29 protein-coding genes and 1 tRNA gene are annotated in these 16,949 nt (G+C 70.4%); 18 read left to right on the top strand and 12 right to left on the bottom strand.

Translation table 11 applies throughout. From position 1 onward, the window contains the following. Positions 1 to 4: 4 nt before the first annotated feature. Positions 5 to 1,186, bottom strand: a complete 1,182-nt coding sequence (locus ACZ6WN_RS25160) for an MFS transporter (RefSeq protein WP_465868613.1) — start codon at positions 1,184 to 1,186, stop codon at positions 5 to 7. Between the two features lie 140 nt (positions 1,187 to 1,326). Here ACZ6WN_RS25160 and ACZ6WN_RS25155 point away from each other — a divergent pair, with 140 nt between their 5' ends. Beyond that, on the top strand, positions 1,327 to 1,773 hold the full coding sequence (locus ACZ6WN_RS25155) for a MarR family winged helix-turn-helix transcriptional regulator (protein ID WP_465868611.1): 447 nt from the start codon (positions 1,327 to 1,329) through the stop codon (positions 1,771 to 1,773). On the opposite strand, the gene ACZ6WN_RS25150 is transcribed toward ACZ6WN_RS25155, so the two are convergent. From ACZ6WN_RS25150 to ACZ6WN_RS25140, 3 genes are read right to left on the bottom strand one after another with little or no spacing between them, the layout of a single operon-like run. After that, a complete protein-coding gene (locus ACZ6WN_RS25150; RefSeq protein WP_465868610.1) occupies positions 1,774 to 2,382 on the bottom strand; it encodes a response regulator in 609 nt (202 codons plus the stop codon). Continuing rightward, positions 2,379 to 3,452 (bottom strand): sensor histidine kinase, encoded by a 1,074-nt coding sequence (locus tag ACZ6WN_RS25145; RefSeq protein WP_465868608.1) that lies wholly within the window; start codon positions 3,450 to 3,452, stop codon positions 2,379 to 2,381. The genes ACZ6WN_RS25150 and ACZ6WN_RS25145 overlap by 4 nt, the downstream gene beginning before the upstream one ends. Positions 3,453 to 3,462: 10 nt before the next feature. Continuing rightward, positions 3,463 to 3,870, bottom strand: a complete 408-nt coding sequence (locus tag ACZ6WN_RS25140; protein WP_465868606.1) for a DUF6069 family protein — start codon at positions 3,868 to 3,870, stop codon at positions 3,463 to 3,465. Positions 3,871 to 4,004: 134 nt separating this feature from the next. Between ACZ6WN_RS25140 and ACZ6WN_RS25135 the strand changes: the two genes are divergently transcribed. After that, positions 4,005 to 4,658: an NAD(P)H-binding protein gene (locus ACZ6WN_RS25135; protein WP_465868605.1), complete on the top strand. Its 654-nt coding sequence runs from the start codon at positions 4,005 to 4,007 to the stop codon at positions 4,656 to 4,658. A gap of 19 nt (positions 4,659 to 4,677) precedes the next feature. Here the strand turns inward: ACZ6WN_RS25135 and ACZ6WN_RS25130 are convergent, their stop codons facing one another. Together ACZ6WN_RS25130 and ACZ6WN_RS25125 are read right to left on the bottom strand one after the other, a co-directional pair. Continuing rightward, positions 4,678 to 5,196: a mycothiol transferase gene (locus ACZ6WN_RS25130; RefSeq protein WP_465868603.1), complete on the bottom strand. Its 519-nt coding sequence runs from the start codon at positions 5,194 to 5,196 to the stop codon at positions 4,678 to 4,680. Continuing rightward, on the bottom strand, positions 5,193 to 6,293 hold the full coding sequence (locus tag ACZ6WN_RS25125; protein WP_465868602.1) for an NAD(P)H-dependent flavin oxidoreductase: 1,101 nt from the start codon (positions 6,291 to 6,293) through the stop codon (positions 5,193 to 5,195). The genes ACZ6WN_RS25130 and ACZ6WN_RS25125 overlap by 4 nt, the downstream gene beginning before the upstream one ends. A gap of 64 nt (positions 6,294 to 6,357) precedes the next feature. On the opposite strand from ACZ6WN_RS25125, the gene ACZ6WN_RS25120 reads away from it, so the two are divergent. Further along, on the top strand, positions 6,358 to 6,939 hold the full coding sequence (locus tag ACZ6WN_RS25120) for a dihydrofolate reductase family protein (RefSeq protein WP_465868600.1): 582 nt from the start codon (positions 6,358 to 6,360) through the stop codon (positions 6,937 to 6,939). 6 nt (positions 6,940 to 6,945) lie between these two features. On the opposite strand, the gene ACZ6WN_RS25115 is transcribed toward ACZ6WN_RS25120, so the two are convergent. From ACZ6WN_RS25115 to ACZ6WN_RS25100, 4 genes are all read right to left on the bottom strand, one after another. Then, complete coding sequence (locus tag ACZ6WN_RS25115; protein ID WP_465868598.1) at positions 6,946 to 8,271, bottom strand: hypothetical protein; 1,326 nt, start codon at positions 8,269 to 8,271, stop codon at positions 6,946 to 6,948. Positions 8,272 to 8,349: 78 nt separating this feature from the next. Further along, entirely contained in the window at positions 8,350 to 8,778 is a 429-nt protein-coding gene (locus tag ACZ6WN_RS25110; RefSeq protein ID WP_465868597.1) for a limonene-1,2-epoxide hydrolase family protein, read from the bottom strand. A 4-nt stretch (positions 8,779 to 8,782) separates the two neighbouring features. Then, on the bottom strand, positions 8,783 to 9,550 hold the full coding sequence (locus ACZ6WN_RS25105) for an FkbM family methyltransferase (protein ID WP_465868595.1): 768 nt from the start codon (positions 9,548 to 9,550) through the stop codon (positions 8,783 to 8,785). A 91-nt stretch (positions 9,551 to 9,641) separates the two neighbouring features. Further along, positions 9,642 to 10,400, bottom strand: coding sequence for a DsbA family protein (locus ACZ6WN_RS25100; protein WP_465868594.1), 759 nt, complete (start codon positions 10,398 to 10,400; stop codon positions 9,642 to 9,644). A gap of 106 nt (positions 10,401 to 10,506) precedes the next feature. On the opposite strand from ACZ6WN_RS25100, the gene orn reads away from it, so the two are divergent. The 3 genes from orn to ACZ6WN_RS25085 all read left to right on the top strand — a co-directional run bounded on the left by orn (position 10,507) and on the right by ACZ6WN_RS25085 (position 12,757). Further along, a complete protein-coding gene (gene orn / locus ACZ6WN_RS25095; protein ID WP_465868813.1) occupies positions 10,507 to 11,175 on the top strand; it encodes an oligoribonuclease in 669 nt (222 codons plus the stop codon). A 48-nt stretch (positions 11,176 to 11,223) separates the two neighbouring features. Then, a tRNA-His gene (locus ACZ6WN_RS25090) sits at positions 11,224 to 11,299 on the top strand. A gap of 90 nt (positions 11,300 to 11,389) precedes the next feature. Next, positions 11,390 to 12,757, top strand: a complete 1,368-nt coding sequence (locus ACZ6WN_RS25085) for a tyrosine-type recombinase/integrase (RefSeq protein ID WP_465868592.1) — start codon at positions 11,390 to 11,392, stop codon at positions 12,755 to 12,757. A gap of 64 nt (positions 12,758 to 12,821) precedes the next feature. On the opposite strand, the gene ACZ6WN_RS25080 is transcribed toward ACZ6WN_RS25085, so the two are convergent. Then, a complete protein-coding gene (locus tag ACZ6WN_RS25080; RefSeq protein ID WP_465868590.1) occupies positions 12,822 to 13,076 on the bottom strand; it encodes a hypothetical protein in 255 nt (84 codons plus the stop codon). A 150-nt stretch (positions 13,077 to 13,226) separates the two neighbouring features. Beyond that, positions 13,227 to 13,502, bottom strand: coding sequence for a helix-turn-helix domain-containing protein (locus ACZ6WN_RS25075; RefSeq protein WP_465868588.1), 276 nt, complete (start codon positions 13,500 to 13,502; stop codon positions 13,227 to 13,229). Positions 13,503 to 13,594: 92 nt separating this feature from the next. On the opposite strand from ACZ6WN_RS25075, the gene ACZ6WN_RS25070 reads away from it, so the two are divergent. The 12 genes from ACZ6WN_RS25070 to ACZ6WN_RS25015 all read left to right on the top strand — a co-directional run bounded on the left by ACZ6WN_RS25070 (position 13,595) and on the right by ACZ6WN_RS25015 (position 16,940). Further along, positions 13,595 to 13,843 carry a helix-turn-helix domain-containing protein gene (locus ACZ6WN_RS25070; RefSeq protein ID WP_465868587.1) on the top strand — a complete coding sequence of 83 codons (249 nt, stop codon included), beginning with the start codon at positions 13,595 to 13,597 and terminating at the stop codon, positions 13,841 to 13,843. Beyond that, positions 13,840 to 14,070 carry a hypothetical protein gene (locus ACZ6WN_RS25065; protein ID WP_465868585.1) on the top strand — a complete coding sequence of 77 codons (231 nt, stop codon included), beginning with the start codon at positions 13,840 to 13,842 and terminating at the stop codon, positions 14,068 to 14,070. Before ACZ6WN_RS25070 ends, ACZ6WN_RS25065 begins: the two co-directional genes overlap by 4 nt. Beyond that, positions 14,067 to 14,222: a hypothetical protein gene (locus ACZ6WN_RS25060; RefSeq protein WP_465868583.1), complete on the top strand. Its 156-nt coding sequence runs from the start codon at positions 14,067 to 14,069 to the stop codon at positions 14,220 to 14,222. Before ACZ6WN_RS25065 ends, ACZ6WN_RS25060 begins: the two co-directional genes overlap by 4 nt. 179 nt (positions 14,223 to 14,401) lie before the next feature. Further along, positions 14,402 to 14,875 carry a hypothetical protein gene (locus tag ACZ6WN_RS25055; RefSeq protein ID WP_465868581.1) on the top strand — a complete coding sequence of 158 codons (474 nt, stop codon included), beginning with the start codon at positions 14,402 to 14,404 and terminating at the stop codon, positions 14,873 to 14,875. After that, entirely contained in the window at positions 14,872 to 15,252 is a 381-nt protein-coding gene (locus ACZ6WN_RS25050; protein ID WP_465868580.1) for a hypothetical protein, read from the top strand. The genes ACZ6WN_RS25055 and ACZ6WN_RS25050 overlap by 4 nt, the downstream gene beginning before the upstream one ends. Next, the gene (locus tag ACZ6WN_RS25045; protein WP_465868579.1) at positions 15,249 to 15,506 is read left to right on the top strand and encodes a hypothetical protein; all 258 of its coding nucleotides are present in this window, start codon (positions 15,249 to 15,251) and stop codon (positions 15,504 to 15,506) included. Before ACZ6WN_RS25050 ends, ACZ6WN_RS25045 begins: the two co-directional genes overlap by 4 nt. Further along, the gene (locus tag ACZ6WN_RS25040; protein ID WP_465868578.1) at positions 15,503 to 15,808 is read left to right on the top strand and encodes a hypothetical protein; all 306 of its coding nucleotides are present in this window, start codon (positions 15,503 to 15,505) and stop codon (positions 15,806 to 15,808) included. Before ACZ6WN_RS25045 ends, ACZ6WN_RS25040 begins: the two co-directional genes overlap by 4 nt. Next, positions 15,808 to 16,086 (top strand): hypothetical protein, encoded by a 279-nt coding sequence (locus tag ACZ6WN_RS25035; protein ID WP_465868577.1) that lies wholly within the window; start codon positions 15,808 to 15,810, stop codon positions 16,084 to 16,086. Before ACZ6WN_RS25040 ends, ACZ6WN_RS25035 begins: the two co-directional genes overlap by 1 nt. Further along, complete coding sequence (locus ACZ6WN_RS25030; RefSeq protein WP_465868576.1) at positions 16,083 to 16,277, top strand: hypothetical protein; 195 nt, start codon at positions 16,083 to 16,085, stop codon at positions 16,275 to 16,277. The genes ACZ6WN_RS25035 and ACZ6WN_RS25030 overlap by 4 nt, the downstream gene beginning before the upstream one ends. Beyond that, positions 16,277 to 16,420 carry a hypothetical protein gene (locus tag ACZ6WN_RS25025; RefSeq protein ID WP_465868574.1) on the top strand — a complete coding sequence of 48 codons (144 nt, stop codon included), beginning with the start codon at positions 16,277 to 16,279 and terminating at the stop codon, positions 16,418 to 16,420. The genes ACZ6WN_RS25030 and ACZ6WN_RS25025 overlap by 1 nt, the downstream gene beginning before the upstream one ends. Further along, positions 16,420 to 16,629 carry a hypothetical protein gene (locus tag ACZ6WN_RS25020; RefSeq protein WP_465868573.1) on the top strand — a complete coding sequence of 70 codons (210 nt, stop codon included), beginning with the start codon at positions 16,420 to 16,422 and terminating at the stop codon, positions 16,627 to 16,629. Before ACZ6WN_RS25025 ends, ACZ6WN_RS25020 begins: the two co-directional genes overlap by 1 nt. Beyond that, the gene (locus ACZ6WN_RS25015) at positions 16,626 to 16,940 is read left to right on the top strand and encodes a hypothetical protein (RefSeq protein WP_465868571.1); all 315 of its coding nucleotides are present in this window, start codon (positions 16,626 to 16,628) and stop codon (positions 16,938 to 16,940) included. The genes ACZ6WN_RS25020 and ACZ6WN_RS25015 overlap by 4 nt, the downstream gene beginning before the upstream one ends. Positions 16,941 to 16,949: the final 9 nt, after the last annotated feature.

Below are 16,949 nucleotides of genomic sequence, written 5' to 3'. Positions count from 1 at the left end.
GGGTTCAGGCAGGAACAGGGACGGACGTACGCCGCTCGCCCCCGGGCGCGCGGACGGCGACCAGCAGCACGAGCAGGCCGAGCGCGGTGACCCCGGCGCCCGCCCACAGCGGCGAGGTGTAGCCGAGTCCGGCCGCGAGGGTGACGCCGCCGATCCAGGCGCCGAGCGCGTTGCCGACGTTGAAGGCGGCGATGTTGGCGCCGGAGGCGAGGGTGGGTGCCTTGTCGGCGTACCCCATCACCCGCATCTGCAGCGCGGGCACGGTGCCGAAGCCGACCGCGCCCATCAGGACCAGGGCGACGACGGTGAGCACCTGGCTGGTGGCCACGAGGGCGAAGGCCGCGAGGACGAGGGTCAGGGCGGCGAGCAGCACGCCGAGGGTCCTGACGACGTCTCGGTCCGCGGCGCGGCCACCGACGATGTTGCCGAGGAAGAGCCCGACGCCGAAGAGGACGAGCAGCAGCGGGACGGCACCGGCGGAGAACCCGCTGACCTCGGTGAGGGTGAAGGCGATGTAGGTGAACCCGCCGAACATCCCGCCGTAGCCGAGCACGGTCAGGGCGATCGAGAACCAGACCTGTGGGCTGGCGAAGGCGGCCAGCTCGGTGCGTACGGCCGGGGCGGCCGCCTCGTTGCGGCCGGTGTGGGCCGGGACCAGGAGGGCGATGCCGATGAAGGCGATGATGCCGATCGCGGTGATGGCCCAGAAGGTCGAGCGCCAGCCGGCGGCCTGGCCGAGCAGGGTGCCGAGCGGTACGCCGAGGACGTTGGCCAGGGTGAGGCCGCCGAACATGAACGCGATCGCGCTCGCCTTGCGCTCCGGGGCGACCAGCTGCGCGGCGACGACGGCGCCGATGCCGAAGAAGGCGCCATGGCACAGCGCCGCGACGATCCGGCCGACCATCATCGTGGCGTAGTCGGGCGAGGTCGCGGAGATCAGGTTGCCGATGATGAACAGCACCATCAGGCCCAGCAGGGCGAGCTTGCGGGGCACCCGGGTGAGCGCGAGGGTCAGGGCGATCGCGCCGACCGCGACGCTGAGGGCGTAGCCGGAGATGAGGTAGCCGGCGGTGGTCTCGCTGACCGCGAAGTCGGTGGAGACCTCGGGCAGCAGGCCCATGATGACGAACTCGGTGAGGCCGATGCCGAACCCTCCGATCGCGAGGGCTAGCAGTGCGACGGGCATGGATGACTCCTGAACGTGGACGGGTTGCGTCTGTCGATAGTCGGCGTGCGCAGTAGTTGCACACGCTTCATATTTATAGTTGCACGCGCGCACTATCCGCGCAACTCGGGTATGCTGGAGACGTCCACGAAGGAGGACCCATGGGAATCGCTGATGACGCCGTCGAGATCCGCGCTCAGGGCTGGCGCACGCTGGCAGCCGTGCACGGACTGATCGAGGCCGAGCTCGAGAAGGCGCTGCAGCGCGAGCACGGGCTGTCGGTCGTCGAGTTCACCGTCCTCGACGCGCTCAGCCGCCAGGACGGCTGGCACATGCGGATGCAGCAGCTGGCCCGCGCAGCGGCCCTGTCCTCCTCGGCCACGACCCGCCTGGTCACGCGCCTGGAGAACCGCAATCTCCTCACCCGGATCCTGTGCGCCGACGACCGGCGCGGGATCTACACCGAGCTCACCCCGGCCGGACGCGCCCTGCTGAAGAAGGCCCGTCCGCTGCACGACGAGGTGCTGCGTACGGCACTGGACGAGGCCGCCGAGATCCCCGAGCTGGCGCCGCTCGTGCACGCGCTCGGGTCGCTCGCGCCTGCCTGATCAGGCGAGCCAGCCGTTGCGGCGCGCGGCGAGGGCGGCCTCGGTCTTGTTGCGGGTGCCGGTCTTGCCGATGGCCGCGGAGAGGTAGTTGCGCACCGTGCTCGGGGAGAGGAAGAGCCGGCCGGCGATGTCGGCGATGCTGGACCCGTCCTCGGAGGCCGCGAGCACGTCGCGCTCGCGCGCGGTCAGCGGGTTCGGAGCGGCGCGGAGCGTGGCGGCCGCGAGCGCCGGGTCGAGGACGGTCTCGCCGCGCAGCACCCGGCGGATCGCGTCGGCCAGCTCCTCGACCGGCCCGTCCTTGACCAGGAACCCGACCGCGCCCGCGGCCATCGCCTCGCGGACGTAGCCGGGCCGGGAGAACGTCGTCAGGATCATCACCCGGCACCCCGGCAGCCGCGCCGCCAGCTCGCGCGCGGCCTCGATCCCGCTGATGCCGGGCAGCTCGATGTCCAGCAGGGCGACGTCCGGACGCACCTCGAGGGCGGTCGGCACGATCTCGGTGCCGGTGCCGACCTGGGCGACCACCTCGAGGTCCTCCTCGAGCCCCAGCAGCACGGCCAGCGCGCCGCGCATCATCGCCTGGTCCTCGGCGAGCAGGATCCGGATCACGAGGCCGGCACCCTCGCCTCGAGGCGGAAGCCGTCGGCCCCAGGACGTACGTCGAGGCGGCCGTCGACCGCACGCAGCCGCTGCCTCAGGCCGTCGAGTCCGCCCGACCGCTCGCCAGGGCCGCCCGGGCCCACCGGACCACCGACCCCGTCATCGACCACGGCGAGCCGGAGCTCGCCACCGTCCTCGGTGAGCTCGAAGCGGCAGGTCGCCGCCCCGGAGTGACGCAGCACGTTCGTGGCCCCCTCGCGCACGACCCAGGCCAGCGCCTGGCCGGCGATGTCGGGCACGTCGGACGGGGCAGCGGTCACCGACGTACGGATCCCGGCCGCGTCGAGCGCGCGGCGCGCGCCGTCGAGCTCCTCGGTGAGCGAGAGCGTCTTCATCTGATCGACGGCCGCGCGGACGTCGGTCAGGGCGGCGCGCCCGACCTCCTCGATGTCGGCGGCGTGCGCGGCGGCCGCCTCCGGATCGCGGGTCGCCAGGCGGCGTACGGCCTGGGCCTTGACGACCATCACGCTCAGCGTGTGGCCGAGCAGGTCGTGCAGGTCGCGGGACATCCGGGCACGCTCCTCGGCCACGGCCACCCGGGCCAGCTCCTCCCGGGTGCGCCGGAGCTGCTCGACCGCGTCGATGAGGCGCAGGAACGAGGTGGTCGTCACCCCGCTGAGGAGTACGCCGCCGACACTGATCAGGTAGGCGTCACCGACCCCCTCGATGACCGCGATCGAGACCGCGACCCCGACCGTGGCCGCCACGACGGCGACCACCAGGCGCCGGCCGCGCAGCACCGCCGGGGAGACGATGGCCAGCACTCCCCAGACCGTCTGCCAGCCCTCGCCCTGGATCGCGGCGAGCACGATCAGGGCGACGAGGACCGGCAGCAGGACACGGACCCGGCCGGTGACCACGAGGGCGACCGCGGCGGCGCCGAGAGCCAGCACCAGCGCCACCTGGCCGAGGGCCACGAGCACGTCGCCGGAGAGGTTGAGCAGCGGGAAGAGCAGCAGCACCGGCAGCCACACCAGCACGACACCGTGCCGCTGGAGGTGACACCACAGGCTCGACACGAGGCTCACCCTAGCGCCGGCGCAGACCGGCGATGACGACGATCGCCACCACCACGTGCAGGCTGGCCAGCCCGAGGCCGGCGGCCAGGGTGAGCGCGCTGGTCGGCGTGATCAGGGAGATCACGGCGATCCCGACCGCGAGGATCGTCCACCGCCTCGTCCCCCGCTCGGAACGGCCCTGCCACCAGCGCAGCAGCACGCCGCCGGCCAGCGCGATCAGCAGGCTGCTCACGATCACCGAGGCGACCCCGATCTGCTGGCTGCCGCTGCCCGACTTCACCTCGAGGTCGACTCCCCCGGCCTGGCTCCACAGCAGCCACACCACCGTCGCCGCCACCGCGGCCACGGCCGCCACCGCGCCGATCCGGCGCCAGCCGACCCGGGTGCGCTGCTCGGTCTCGTTCGTCATGGTCGTCATGCGAGCTCTCCTTCTCCACCACCCACCGTGGGTGGTGTCTCCAGACTCGCGTTTCGGGGCACCCGGGCGTCAGATCTGATTGTCCGAACCCGACGGTGACAATTGTCAGTGGTGCGTGTGCCTATCGTGGAGGCATGCGAATCGCCATCGTCGGCGGCCACGGCAAGGTCGCCCTGCACCTTCATCCGCTCCTCGCCGCGGCGGGTCACACCCCGGTCGCGCTCGTACGCAGCGAGAGCTACCGAGCCGAGCTCGAGGCCCTGCGGGCCGAGGTCGGCCTGCTCGACATCGAGCACCAGGACGCCGACGGGTTCGCCGCTGCCTTCGCCGGCTGCGACGCGGTGGTCTTCGCCGCCGGCGGCGGCCCCGACGGCAACAAGGAGCGCAAGCGCACCGTCGACCTGGAGGGCTCGACCAAGTCGATCGCGGGCGCGAAGGCCGCCGGCATCCGGCGCTTCGTGCAGGTCTCGGCGATCGGCGTCGACGAGCCGGTCGCGGCCGACGCCGGCGAGGTCTGGAAGGCCTACGTCGAGGCCAAGCGCGACGCCGACATCGCCCTGCGCGACAGCGATCTGGAGTGGACCATCCTGCGTCCCGGTGGCCTCACCGACGAGCCCGGGACCGGCCGGGTGAAGCTGGCCCCGAAGCTCGAGCGCGGCTCGATCCCGCGGGCCGACGTGGCCGCGGTCATCGCCGCGGTCGTCGACGACGACGCCACCGTCGGCAAGCAGTGGGAGCTCGTCTCCGGTGACGCCTCGATCGACGAGGCCATCGCCGCCGTCCTCTGAGCCGTCGTCTGAGCCCGACTCAGCGCAGACCCAGCAGACCCTTGACGTACGCCGCCTGGCCGATGTGCTGGGCGGCGTCGTCGACGACGCTGACGAGACGCACGGCGGTCGTGACCGGCGGGTCCCAGCGCTCGTCGATGACGCGCGCGAGATCCTCCTCGCTCAGCGAGTCGACCAGCTCGATCGTGGCCGCGTGGACCGCCTCGTAGTAGCCGGTCAGCAGCGACGGGTCCTCCAGCCGGAACGCCCCGACCTCCTCGGCGGTCTGGCCGTAGCCCATGGCGCGCGGCCGATAGGGCAGCCCGAACCGCTCCACCCAGCCCTCGCGCGTCCACACCTCGTCGGTGCCGGCGAGCGGCGCGATCTGGGCGTCCTCCATCCGGGCGATGTGCCACAGGGTCCAGGCGATCGAGTTCGCCCGGTCGTAGGGCCGCCACAGCAGGTCGTCGACCGAGAGGCCGTCGATGATCTGGGGCAGGGTCTCCGCGATCCGGCCGAAGCCGTCCGCGAGCAGTCGCTGGGGCCAGGTTTCGCTCATGCCTTCCGTTCTACACCGTCGGGATCGGCCGCGCCCGGAAGGTGGCCGCGGGCCTCGCTCCACATCCGGGTCACGATGTCGGCGGCAGGCGCGGCGGTGGCACGGGCCGCGGCCTGACCGGCCCAGTGGTTGGCCCGGTCCAGGGGCGCCTCGGCAGCGGGGTCGGGCGTGCCCTTGCGCCACCGGGCGACCAGCCGGCGCTGGTGCGGGTAGGGCGCGGGCGACGGCGCACCCGGTGCCTCCCAGGAGCGCACGTAGGGAGTCGGGGCGGCACGGCCGAGGCGGCCGGAGTAGGCCCGGGTGGCGACCGTGTCCTCCGGCGCGAGGCCGTCCAGGGAGGCCGCCCAGGCATCGGCGATCCCGGTCTCCGGCGACCGCAGCAGCGCCGTGCCGACCTGCACGGCACTCGCGCCGAGGGTCAGCGCGGCAGCGACGGCACGCCCATCGGCGATCGCGCCGGCGGCGATGACCGGCACGTCGACCCCGTCGACGATGTGCGGCAGCAGCGCGAAGAGCCCCACGGCCGTACGCTCGGCCGTCCCGGGCTCGAAGACGCCACGGTGCCCGCCGGCCTCGAGACCCTGCGCGACGATGGCGTCGGCACCGGCCTCCTGCGCGGCCAGCGCCTCGGCCAGGGTCGTGGCGCACGCGAACCAGGCGATCCCGGCCTCGTGCAGACGGTCGACGTAGTCCGCCGGGAAGAGCCCCATGATCGAGGAGACCGCCCTCGGCCGGGCCGCGAGCATCGCCTCGCACTGCTCCCCGAACGACGGCGCGGGCGACTGCTCGGGGCCCGGCGTACCGAACCGGGCCAGGAACTCCTCCGCCGCCGAGATCCTCGCGGGGTCGTCGTCGGCGGGGTCGGGGATCCAGATGTTCAGCTGGAACGGACCCGGCGACATCGACCGGAACTCGGCGGCCCACGCCGCGATCCGATCCGGCGGGTCGAGCACCACCCCGGCCGCCCCCATCCCGCCCGCGTCGGCGACCGCGGCGGCCGCCGCCGGCGGGCAGGCTCCCGCCATCGGCGCCTGAAGGATCGGCATCGAGAGGCCGTACGCCTCGCAGAACTCCTGAGCACGTCGTCGGGCCGTCATACATTCACGGTAGCGCCCGGAAATCTCTGGCGCGGTCGGAGTCCCTCACGGCAGGATCGGGCGCATGCGCACCCTCATCTACTCAGCGTTCGTGTCCCTCGACGGCGTCGTCGACTCCCCCGGCGGCGGCTCCTCCTCCGAGCAGCACCGCAGCGCCGGTTGGACGTTCAAGGACATCGAGTTCCTGCCGGAGGCCTACGCCATCAAGGGCAGCGAGATGCAGGAGGCCGGCGCGATGATGTTCGGCCGCCGCAGCTACGAGGCCTTCGCGCCGATCTGGCCCGACATCGAGGACTTCACGGTGGTCAAGGAGATCCCGAAGTACGTCGTCTCCACCTCCCTCGGCGACGACGCCCTGGTCGAGGGCTGGGGCCCGCAGACCATCCTGAGGTCGCTGGACGAGGTCGAGGAGCTCAAGCAGGGCGACGGCGGCCCGATCCTGATCGCCGGCAGCGCCGAGCTCGCCCGCAACCTCTCCGACGCCGGCCTCATCGACCGCTACCACCTGCTCGTCTTCCCGGTCGTCCTCGGCGCCGGCAAGTCGATGTGGAGCGAGACCGACAAGGACAAGCAGCGGCTCGAGCTGGTCGAGTCGGAGGCCTACGCCAACGGCATCCTCAAGCTGGTCTACGACGTCGTCCGCTGACCTCGGTCAGGGGCAGCGCGCGTAGAGGCGGCGCGACCCGGTCCCGTACGCCGCGGGATCGGTGAACGCGCAGCCGTAGCCGGGTGCGGCGACGGCCGCCCGGTCGAGCACGTCGTCACCGGCCGGGCGCTCGCCATGCTCGACCCAGTCGACGAGGTCGCCCCAGGCGGTCGCGGCCTCGGTGGGACTGAACTCGCAGTGCCCGGCCGAGCGGATCGCGCGCTGCACGACCAGCCCGCCGCGGTGGTGGCGGTTCACCTCGCGCAGGTAGATCTGCTCCAGCGAGAACGGCACGAACATGTCGCCCAGGTTGTGCAGGCTCACCACCGGTGCGCTCGGACGGCCGGAGATCCGCGACGGAGCGTTGAGCCGGTGGCTGTGGCGCCCGGCCGGGTCGACGGGGTCGATCCGCTCGATCTCGGCGTCGAGGTCGACCGGCGAGCTCGGTGTGTAGACGGTGTCCCGGTTGGTCGCGACCCGGCCGATGTTGAAGCCGAGGGTGCCACCGTCGTCGACCGACGGCAGTGTGAAGAGGAAGTCCTTCCACTGCCCGAAGGCCGCCTCGGCGCCCGGCCGGGGGCCACCGCTGCGCTCGATGGTCATCGCCCGCAGCTGCTCCCCCTCCGGCGTCAGTGTGCCGCCGAGCCCGAGCCGCTCCTTGATCAGCGGGACGTCGACGCTCTGGTAGTTCGCGTCGTAGGGGTAGGCGTCGTGCCCGGCGAGCGCCTGCGCGCCCAGGTTGTAGTCGACGAAGAAGTCGAAGAGCTCCACGTCGCCCAGCTGCCCGCACATCGGCAGCGCGCCGTCGTAGAAGCCCGGATACTGCTCCAGCGAGCGCCCGATCACGTGCCCGCCCATCGACACCCCGGTCACGTAGGTGCGGCTGGCGCGGCGGGGCAGCAGCTTCGAGGCGTACGTCGCCAGCTCCCGGGTCGAGCGGACCCCGGCGCCCACGTCGTAGCCGTTGGTCGAGTAGCTCGACGCCGCCCAGGCGTAGCCCTGCTCGAGGAACGTACGCCGCAGCCCGAAGCCCGGTGTCTCCGGCGTCAGCGTGTAGCTGAGCCCGCGGTAGCCGTGGGCCCACATCACCAGCTCGCCGTTCCAGTCCGCCGGCACCTCGAGGATGTACGCGGCGTGCTCGTGCACGCCCTGGCGCACCGTGGTCGTCTGCCCGTCCACGACGATCGGCGCCACCGGCGGGTTGCTGATCGTGTAGCCGGGCAGCGGCTGATCACCGGGTGGTTCGCGGTCGGCCAGCGCCGGCCCGGTCGAGGCGACCAGAGCGGAAGCGGTCAGGAGCAGGGCGAGGAGAGCGGCTGACGCACGAGGCATGTCTCCGAGCGTAGGGCTCGCTGTGACTGGCGTCACAGGAACGGCGCACGAGGTGCCTCGTGCAGCGCGCACAACGGCTCAGCGGCCGACGGCCTTCCGGATCGCACCGAACGCCGCCTGGCCGACGCCCTTGATGCCCGCCGCGATGAACGTGGTCCAGTCGAAGTAGTCGCGCCAGAGCACGATCTTGCCGTCGCGTACCTCGAAGGTGCCGCACACCCAGAACTCGGCGGAGACGGCACCGCGGCTTAGCACGTCGATGCGCTCGGTGAGCACCACCGGGCCGTTGGCCGCGATGTTGATCATCCGGACCTCGAAGCCGGTGGTGTACTTCCCCATGATCCGCAGCTGGCGCCCGACCTCGGACAGGCCGCGGGCCGGCGGGAGGGGCACGTTCTGGTAGGTGACGTCGTCGGCGCACAGCGCCAGCGCCACGTCGACGTCGCCGGTCTCGAGCGCGGCGAGGAACTGCTCGACGATCTGGATCTCGGTCTGGATCTCGGTCATGCCGTCACGCTATCGCCGTTCGGCGGGCGAGGGCAGGGCTCACGACGAGGCAATCCTGGTGGTGCAGGGTGGAGTCGTCGAGCAGCTCCTCGACGGCGACGCGCTCGCCGGGCACCCGCCGCAGCGCGGTCGTCTCCTTCTCCTTCACGAACACGTCGTGGGTCCGGGCCAGCTCAACGAGATAGCCGCGGTCCATGTGCTCGATCTCGAGCATCAGCGCCCAGTGCGTCGTGCCCTCCAGGGATCTGGCGGCACCGTCGACCACCTCGCGCTCGAACCCCTCGACGTCCACCTTCACGCAGAACGACCGCCCCGAGCCGCCGAGCACCTCGTCGAGCGTGGTGACCTCGACGTCGCGGAGCTGCCAGCGCGCCGAGCCGTCGTGGCGCTCGTCGTAGAGCGACGACGTCCCCGACCAGGTCCGGTCGACCGCGAACCGCGCGGCGCCGGGCGCGTCGGCGACCGCCTGCGCGCGCAGGTCGATCGTGATCCCGCGGGTCTCGAGCGTCTTGCGCAGCACCTTGTGCAGCGAGGTGTTCGGCTCGAACCCGATCAGCTCAACCCCCTCGGGGATGTCCACCCCGACGAGCATCTCGCCGTAGTTCACGCCGACATCGATCACGGTCCGCCACTCGTGCAGGCCGAGCGCCAACCGCCACAGCTCGAGCGAGCCTCGGATGATCCGCCCCTTGTTGGCGATCAGGCCGATGGCCCGCGGATCGGTCGGCTTCACATAGATCCGATGCCCGTCTTCGGTCGTCGCGTACGCCATCTCGAGCACCTTCGGGTAGGGGTCCGCCTTCGGCTGTCGCCGAACCCTAGGGCGCCTACGGAAACACGAGTCGAACCGCGGGCAACGCGATTCAGGAGATCTGCTCGACCAGGTTGGCAGCGATGCTGTCGAAGGAGTTGCCGTCCTGGAACTGCTCGCCGTCGAGCAGGATGATCGGAGTGCCGTTGACTCCGTCGTCGGCGGCCGCCTTCGTGGCGGCGTCGGCCCAGGCCTTGCCATCGAGGCTGGTGATGCGGTCCTCGACCGCGGACTCCTCGGCGCCCGCCTCGACCGCGAGGTCGACGAGGTCGGAGGCCTCGGGGAAGGGGCCGGATTCGCTGGGCTGGTTCTCGAAGAGCAGGTCGTGGAACTTCTTGGCGACCTCGGGGCCGGCCTCCTCCTGGACGACCGCGAAGGCCGAGGTGGCGAGCATGGAGTAGGGGCCGTACCGGTCGAGGAGCACGAACGGGCGGTAGTCGACCTGGACCTTGCCGTCGGCGGCCAGCTCGGCGAGATCGTCGCGGGAGGCGGCCTCGAACTCACCGCAGTAGGGGCAGAGGAAGTCCTCGTAGATGACGACCTTGTGCGGCGCATCGTCGGGACCGATCACCAGACCGTGCTCGCTGCTGCCGGCTTCGGGCGCGGCGATCTCGCTGTCCCCGGAGCGGTTCAGGCTGAACCAGACGAGGCCGCCGACGATCACGGCGATGGCGGCGCAGACCGCCACAACGGTGAGGATCGACTTGCGGGCCTGCTTCTTGCGCAGTGCCTCCAGCTCCGCGGCGGCCTTGGCAGCGCGGGCCTCACGCTTCTCCTTGCGCGAGGGGCTGCTGGCTGAATCCGTGCTCATGGTGCCAAACATAGGTGCATCTCCTGAGCGCAGGCTGAAACCACGCCATGGGAACCGTTATCACATCGTCGCCTATCCCGCCGTGAAGCCGTTGACCAGCGGCGTTATGGTGCTCTGCGTGGCTTCACTGAACGAACGTCTGGTCTGGATCGACTGCGAGATGACCGGGTTGTCCCTCGAGCACGATGCGCTCATCGAGGTGGCGGCCCTCGTCACCGACTTCGATCTCAACGTGCTCGGCGACGGGGTCGACATCATCATCAAACCCCCGGCCGAGGCGCTGGAGCAGATGGACGACTTCGTGCGCGACATGCACACCAAGTCCGGGCTGCTGGTCGAGCTCGAGAACGGTGTGCCGATGCGCGAGGCGGAGGAGCAGGTCCTGGCGTACGTCTGGGAGCACTGCGGCAAGGACTCCCGGCCGCCGCTGGGCGGCAACACGGTGGCCACCGACCGCAACTTCCTGGCCCGCGACATGCCCGAGCTCGAGGGGTTCCTGCACTACCGCAACGTCGACGTCTCCTCGATCAAGGAGCTGTCGCGCCGCTGGTTCCCGCGCACCTACTTCTCGGCTCCGCCCAAGCGTGGCAATCACCGCGCCCTGGCCGACATCCAGGAGTCGATCGAGGAGCTTCGCTACTACCGCGAGGCGGTCTTCGTCCCGATGCCCGGCCCGGACTCGGACACGGCCAAGGAGATCGCCGCCCGGCACGGCGCCTCGATCACCGGGCTCGGTGACCCGGCAGCCACCCCCGATTCCACAGATCCGGCCTGATTCCCCTATGATTCTTGCTGGCTCGAACATGCGCTGTTCGAGCCGATGGTGGGCGTAGCTCAGCTGGTAGAGCATCGCGTTGTGGTCGCGAGGGTCGCGGGTTCAAGCCCCGTCGCTCACCCCAGATGGAAACAGCCCCTGACCTCGTAAAAGAGGTCAGGGGCTTTCTTCGTTTTCGCCATGTGCACATTCGAGTGCACTTATTCTGGGTCACATGGGCAGGAAGCTCGACCCGAAGGCGGTCCCGCACGTCGCGACCGACGGCACGACCACATGGCGCGTACGGATCCGCGTCAACGGCAGGCAGACCACTGAGACCTTCACCAATGAGAACGCGGCGAAGGTCTTCATCCTCCGCTGCAAGGACCCGAACATCGGGGTCGAGCGAGCGGTGGCCATGCGCGAGCGCGAGGACTCCTCCTCGAGCGACTACGTGCCGACCGTCCGCGAGATGCTCAAGACCCACGTCGAGCGGCTGACCGGCGTCGAGTCCCGGACCCGCACCGACTACCTCGCCATCGCCGACCGGTCCTGGATGCCCTACCTCGGCAACCTGCGCATCGACGAGCTGGAGGTCAACGACGTCGCGCGCTGGGTCAACGCCGTGGAGGGCACTAAGAAGCCGAAGACGATCGAGAACGAGCACGGCGTGCTCTCCGGCATGCTGAACACCGCGGTCATGGACGGGCACTGCCCGCGCAACGTGGCCAAGGGGATGAAGCTCCCCCGCGCCGGCGAGGAGGACGTCGAGGACCCGAAGTTCCTCGAGCACTCCGAGTTCGACATCCTCTGGGGGGAGATCCCCGAGTATTGGCACCCGATGACCGGGTGGATGTTCGGCACCGGCACCCGGTTCTCCGAGACGACCGCGGTGCAGAAACGCGACCTCAACCTCCTGGCTGGCCGCTGGGACGGCGACGACTGGACCAACCTGCCGCGTACGAAGATCGTCCGCGCCTGGAAGCAGAGCCCGCGGCGGCTCGGTCCTCCCAAGTCGGAGGCGTCGAGGAGGACCATCTACCTCGACGACGTCGTCGTCGGCCTGGTCGAGCCGCTGCTCGACGATCTGAGGCCAGACGACTTCCTCTTCAGGACGAGCACGGGTCAGCCGGTCCGCCACAGCAACTTCTTCAATCGGGTATGGAAGCCGGCGACGCTCCGCGCCACCATCTGCCCCCAGCATCGACCCAAGGGCTGTCGCTGCCTGGGCGGCTTCCCCGAGCGCTGCAAGCAGCACGCCGTACGAAGCCCCGCCGGCGAGCTGCTCTACGTCAACCTCCCCGAGGCGTGCGGCTGCAAGGGCACGCTGTCATTCCGGCCGCGGATCCACGACGCCCGCCACACACACGCGTCCTGGCTCATCGACAACGGCATTCGCCTCGACGTCATCCAAGAGCGCCTCGGCCACGAGGACTACTTGACCACCAAGCGGCTCTACGGCCACCTGCTCCCGGAGGCTTCCTCCGACGCCGCCGCGGCCGCGGCGCTCGCGTTCACCAGAACCAGGCTGGGCAAGCCGAAGCCGGCGGAGCCGACTCCGCTACCTGCGCCCGAACCGGCCCTGCTCGAGCTCCCGGCCTGACCCAGGACACGAAAGACCCCCGCTCGCTAGCCGGCGAGCGGGGGTGGTCCGTTTCCCGAGAGTCTCAGTGGCGACCGGCGAGGCGGCGTACGGCCGCCTCCTCCCTGCCGACCTCGTGCCCACGTTGGAAGGCCATGGAGGCAAACCTTTCGAGGCGGGAGGTCACGAAGGCGACGCCGGCTCCGATGAGCGCAGTGTTGCCTAGCACGAGCCCGTGCATCGCGGGGATCGTCCCGGCGAAGGCGAGCGCGACGAGCGCGACGGCGGCGAAGAGCGAGATGGCTGTTGCCGCGGTGTAGAGGTTGATCCGGAGTTCCATCAGTGAGACACGTTGCACTTTCGAGAGATTCCCAAGTCAGCACCACGGTGGCGCCACAAGGAAACCTACGATCTGTACCTCAATTGTGTGGGTCCTTAACCAAACTGCTGACTGATTAGCGGCACGAGGTGACCAAGGTCCCCGTAACCCCTAGCCCATTCGGGTCGACGGCGGTGCGTCGATGATGCCAGTCTCCGCTTCCTTGATGAGCTCGCTCAGCGGGACCCTCAGGAACTGGGCGATCGCAAACGCTTCAGTGAGCTTCGCGGGCCCCTTCTTCTCGTAGCGGCGGTAGGTGCTGATCGGGATGCCGGTCGCCATCGACACGTCCGTCTGGTTCAACCTGCGGCGCGTTCGCGCGGCCGCTATCACGCTGCCCAGCTCGGCGGTCAACGCCGGCGGGTCCTTGTCATTTTTGGCCTCCATGTCTTCAACGGTAACCACATGTGAGCAGTAATAGCCATATCTGGACTCAGAAATAGTCTTGACCACTCATTTTTGAGTGCTAATGTTCAGGCATGGCTACAAGTGACCAGCAGGTGCAGGCCCTCGCCAGGGTCGTCCGGGGCGCGCTCGCCACCGCGGGAATGCAGCAGAACGAGGCCGCAACCAAGGCCGGCATCCCCCTCGGAACCCTCCGTCGACGCCTCAATGGCACCCACGAGTTCCCCACCCACGAGTTCTTCCGCATCGCCGACGTCGTCGGCGTGCCCGCCTCCGAGCTGATGGAGCGCGCCGAGCGCCTCCTTGGGGACGAAGCGGCATGACCGACCTGACCGGCTGGCTCTCCCCCGAGCAGGCCTCCGTGAAGCTCCCCCGCTTCAAGCCTGAGTGGTACCGCGAGCAGCTGCGCGCCGGCAAGCTCCGCGGCTCCAAGGTCGGCGGCCGCTGGGTCATCGACCCCGCCGCGATCGCAGCGATGCTCGAGGCCGCGAGCAACGACCCGGCTCGGAGCGAGGCTGCCACGCGGCGCCGGCGGAGGCGAGCGGCATGAGCAAGAAGCGGAAGAAGCGACTCACGATCACCGACGTCGCGGGCAACATCGCGATCAACCGCAGCCCGCTGCGCCGAGCGATCCAGTCCGTCAACCGATCGCCCGAGGCCTCGAAGAAGGTCCGCGGCCTGGCGAAGCGCAAGAGCTCGTGAGCGCAGCCCCGTAGATGCGGCCGACGCCTCACTCCCCCGAGGGCGTCGGGCAACGACGTCCCCGGTCGGCTCCGGACAGGGAAGCCGGCGCCGGCTGGGGGCCATCAAGCCGAAGAGAAGCAGGCGACCTCGCCCACCGACAAGTACACGAGGCGCCCACCAACGAGAGGCAGTATGTCATGTCCAGTACGTACGACCAGTTCCGCCGGGCGGCCGCGATGATGGAGGCCGCCGAGAAGGCAGGGCTCACCGCCCCGGTCTCCGTGAGCGTCGCCAACTATGGCGCGCCCAGCATCCAGACCCCCGTCGGCGATGCCGACGCGTTCGCCGCCTGGGTCGGGTTCGCCAACGCCGAGATCGAGTCCTACCCCGAGCCCTACAGCGGCGCGTCCAACATCTACGCCAATGGCGAGGTGGACGGCCTGAAGATCCGCATCTACACCGGCGCCGAGATCACCGAGCGGGTGCGCGCCATCCTCGCCGGCCGGCCTGACGACAAGGGCGCCGATGCGGCGGATGACGAGCCGGTGCACACCCCGAAGCCCGGAGACGCCTGTCGGATCCTCGGCGACCGGATCGAGCACTGGGACTGCGACGAGCACCCGAACGGCACGGTCACCGACGCTCGCACCGGAAAGGTGTCGGCATCGTGACCGCCCCGCGACTCCCGCGCCGCACGCCGGGCGCGACGCTCGCAGGCAACCCCGCCGACGGCAACTTCGTCCGCAGCATCGGCGCCGCGTTCGACGTACGCGGCCAGATGTGGGACATCCTCGGCACCGAGGCGGACCTCCACAAGCACGCCCACGCGCTGATGCGCCCGACGTGGCCCGGAGACGACCCGCTGACCCCGTGGGGCCCGAACGCCCGCCGCCTCGGCCGGGGTGCCCGCGTCTACCTCGCCACCGTGCTCCTGGCCGGCTACGCGAAGGCGCACCCCGAGCGCGAGCAGCAGCTGACCATCGCGCACATCGCTCACCGGTTCGACTCGGCGACCCGCACGGTCCTCTCGCTGGGGGCTGCAGCATGACCGACCTCGCCATCTCTCCCGTGCTCCTCGACCGCCCGAAGACGGCCATCCCGGAGGCTCACCCCTACTTCGCCGCGCCCGTCCGCGAGCGCAACCGGTACGGCAAGTTCTGGCGGATCCGGTGCGAGGTCATCGGCTGCCCCTGGAAGGTCTCGGCGAGGTACAAGTCCGACGCCCTCGTCGACGCGCACGATCACCGCGCCGAGCACATCCGCGCGCACCAGGCCGAGCAGGCGAAGGCGGTGGCCTCGTGACCGCGTTCGACTTCATGGAGGGCGACTCGGACTACCGCGCCGCTGCCGAGGCCAAGGCCGAGCGCGCGACCGCCGCCGAGGTCCAGGCCGCACAGCCGGCCGTCCAGCTCATCGCGGCCGCGGTCGTGGACGAGGTCGGGGAGCAGTACCGGGTCACGCACGACCGCCTGATCCGGATGACCGCTGCGTACGACGGGCTCGTCGCCGCCATCGACGAGCTCGCCAGCGACACCACCGAGACCGAGTACCTCCGGCTCCGCGCCCGGAACCTGCTCACCAAGCACCAGAAGGAGTACAGCTAATGCCCGGCATTGACGTACTGATCGAAGCTGGCTGGACTCCCGGCCAGATCCTCGTAGCGGGCATCGCCGTGGCGATCGCGCTCACCCTGCTCGGCATCGCCTGCGCTGCCAAGGCCGGCGAGCAGCAGGTCCAGGAGAGCGAGGACCGTGTCCTCGCCGATCCGCCGACCTACCCGCTCGGCGACGACACCATGGCCATGCTGCACGGCGTCTCCATCGAGGAGTTCCAGCGGATGTGCGCGGATGCCGCGATCCACCAGGCGGGCGGCGCCCGATGAGCGCCGCGAAGAACACCGTCGCGCAGGAGTCCGCTCGGCTGTATCAGGAAGCCGAGACCCTCAAGGCCGAGTACGCCAAGCTCGCCGTCGAGGAGCTCGAGATCCAGGTCGCCAAGGAGCGCATCAAGGCCCGGCTGGCTGGCATCGAGCACACCCAGGGCACCCTCAACCCCGGCTGGGGGCGGCTCTGATGAGCGCCGGGTTCGACAAGCTCCGCCGAGCGCTGCTCCGGAGATACCTGCCAGCAGTCCACGAGATGGTCACCGAGCGGCCCGAGCTCGACGGAGTCGGCATCGCGACCTACGTCCTCGACGCCGTGAAGCAGGGGGCGTGATGAGCGCGCCCCTGACGCTCACGGCCGAGCACCTGGAGGAGATCGCGGCCGCCCTTCGTGCGCTGTCCAAGGTTCGCCGCGAGCGGAACGTGGACATCGGCGGCTACAGCCACCCCGAGATCCGGCACCTCGGCGCCGACGTCGTGCTCGAGCTCGAGTGGGACGAGGACAAGGGCGAGTACCGCATCGACGATCGGATCGGATCGTGAGCGGCGGCCGCCTCAGGATCATGCGCCGGCTCCTCCGGCCCCAGCTGGTCCGCCTCGGCGCGTTCCTCGACCCCGCCCAGATCCACATGGACGACGACGGCGACGAGCAGCCGACGTGCGCGACCTGTCCGGCTCCGGCCTCCGAGCAGGTGCTCGTGGGCTGGGCGTCGGTGCCCGGCACGACGGTCGTTCAGGCCCTCTTCTCGTGGCTGTGCGACGAGTGCGCCGAGCACCGGAAGAACACGGTCACGCGAAACCTGACAGGGCCCCGACGTTTCCCCAGTTCAGACCGCCCTGTCGATGAATTGTAGTTCTCCGTC

It is taken from the genome of Nocardioides sp. NPDC054178 (assembly GCF_055585005.1).
This window is presented reverse-complemented; position numbering and strand designations above follow the sequence as displayed.

What these genes read in the sequence shown, in the direction of transcription:
- ACZ6WN_RS25070 (WP_465868587.1), top strand. Translation starts at nt 13,595, where the DNA reads ATGGCTACAAGTGACCAGCAGGTGCAGGCCCTCGCCAGGGTCGTCCGG.
- ACZ6WN_RS25055 (WP_465868581.1), top strand. Translation starts at nt 14,402, where the DNA reads ATGTCCAGTACGTACGACCAGTTCCGCCGGGCGGCCGCGATGATGGAG.
- ACZ6WN_RS25120 (WP_465868600.1), top strand. Translation starts at nt 6,358, where the DNA reads ATGCGCACCCTCATCTACTCAGCGTTCGTGTCCCTCGACGGCGTCGTC.
- ACZ6WN_RS25140 (WP_465868606.1), bottom strand. Translation starts at nt 3,870, where the DNA reads ATGACGACCATGACGAACGAGACCGAGCAGCGCACCCGGGTCGGCTGG.
- ACZ6WN_RS25130 (WP_465868603.1), bottom strand. Translation starts at nt 5,196, where the DNA reads ATGAGCGAAACCTGGCCCCAGCGACTGCTCGCGGACGGCTTCGGCCGG.
- orn (WP_465868813.1), top strand. Translation starts at nt 10,507, where the DNA reads ATGGTGCTCTGCGTGGCTTCACTGAACGAACGTCTGGTCTGGATCGAC.
- ACZ6WN_RS25035 (WP_465868577.1), top strand. Translation starts at nt 15,808, where the DNA reads ATGCCCGGCATTGACGTACTGATCGAAGCTGGCTGGACTCCCGGCCAG.
- ACZ6WN_RS25105 (WP_465868595.1), bottom strand. Translation starts at nt 9,550, where the DNA reads ATGGCGTACGCGACGACCGAAGACGGGCATCGGATCTATGTGAAGCCG.
- ACZ6WN_RS25020 (WP_465868573.1), top strand. Translation starts at nt 16,420, where the DNA reads ATGAGCGCGCCCCTGACGCTCACGGCCGAGCACCTGGAGGAGATCGCG.
- ACZ6WN_RS25075 (WP_465868588.1), bottom strand. Translation starts at nt 13,502, where the DNA reads ATGGAGGCCAAAAATGACAAGGACCCGCCGGCGTTGACCGCCGAGCTG.
- ACZ6WN_RS25125 (WP_465868602.1), bottom strand. Translation starts at nt 6,293, where the DNA reads ATGACGGCCCGACGACGTGCTCAGGAGTTCTGCGAGGCGTACGGCCTC.
- ACZ6WN_RS25155 (WP_465868611.1), top strand. Translation starts at nt 1,327, where the DNA reads ATGGGAATCGCTGATGACGCCGTCGAGATCCGCGCTCAGGGCTGGCGC.
- ACZ6WN_RS25135 (WP_465868605.1), top strand. Translation starts at nt 4,005, where the DNA reads ATGCGAATCGCCATCGTCGGCGGCCACGGCAAGGTCGCCCTGCACCTT.
- ACZ6WN_RS25025 (WP_465868574.1), top strand. Translation starts at nt 16,277, where the DNA reads ATGAGCGCCGGGTTCGACAAGCTCCGCCGAGCGCTGCTCCGGAGATAC.
- ACZ6WN_RS25110 (WP_465868597.1), bottom strand. Translation starts at nt 8,778, where the DNA reads ATGACCGAGATCCAGACCGAGATCCAGATCGTCGAGCAGTTCCTCGCC.
- ACZ6WN_RS25085 (WP_465868592.1), top strand. Translation starts at nt 11,390, where the DNA reads ATGGGCAGGAAGCTCGACCCGAAGGCGGTCCCGCACGTCGCGACCGAC.
- ACZ6WN_RS25060 (WP_465868583.1), top strand. Translation starts at nt 14,067, where the DNA reads ATGAGCAAGAAGCGGAAGAAGCGACTCACGATCACCGACGTCGCGGGC.
- ACZ6WN_RS25065 (WP_465868585.1), top strand. Translation starts at nt 13,840, where the DNA reads ATGACCGACCTGACCGGCTGGCTCTCCCCCGAGCAGGCCTCCGTGAAG.
- ACZ6WN_RS25100 (WP_465868594.1), bottom strand. Translation starts at nt 10,400, where the DNA reads ATGAGCACGGATTCAGCCAGCAGCCCCTCGCGCAAGGAGAAGCGTGAG.
- ACZ6WN_RS25045 (WP_465868579.1), top strand. Translation starts at nt 15,249, where the DNA reads ATGACCGACCTCGCCATCTCTCCCGTGCTCCTCGACCGCCCGAAGACG.
- ACZ6WN_RS25115 (WP_465868598.1), bottom strand. Translation starts at nt 8,271, where the DNA reads ATGCCTCGTGCGTCAGCCGCTCTCCTCGCCCTGCTCCTGACCGCTTCC.
- ACZ6WN_RS25030 (WP_465868576.1), top strand. Translation starts at nt 16,083, where the DNA reads ATGAGCGCCGCGAAGAACACCGTCGCGCAGGAGTCCGCTCGGCTGTAT.
- ACZ6WN_RS25160 (WP_465868613.1), bottom strand. Translation starts at nt 1,186, where the DNA reads ATGCCCGTCGCACTGCTAGCCCTCGCGATCGGAGGGTTCGGCATCGGC.
- ACZ6WN_RS25080 (WP_465868590.1), bottom strand. Translation starts at nt 13,076, where the DNA reads ATGGAACTCCGGATCAACCTCTACACCGCGGCAACAGCCATCTCGCTC.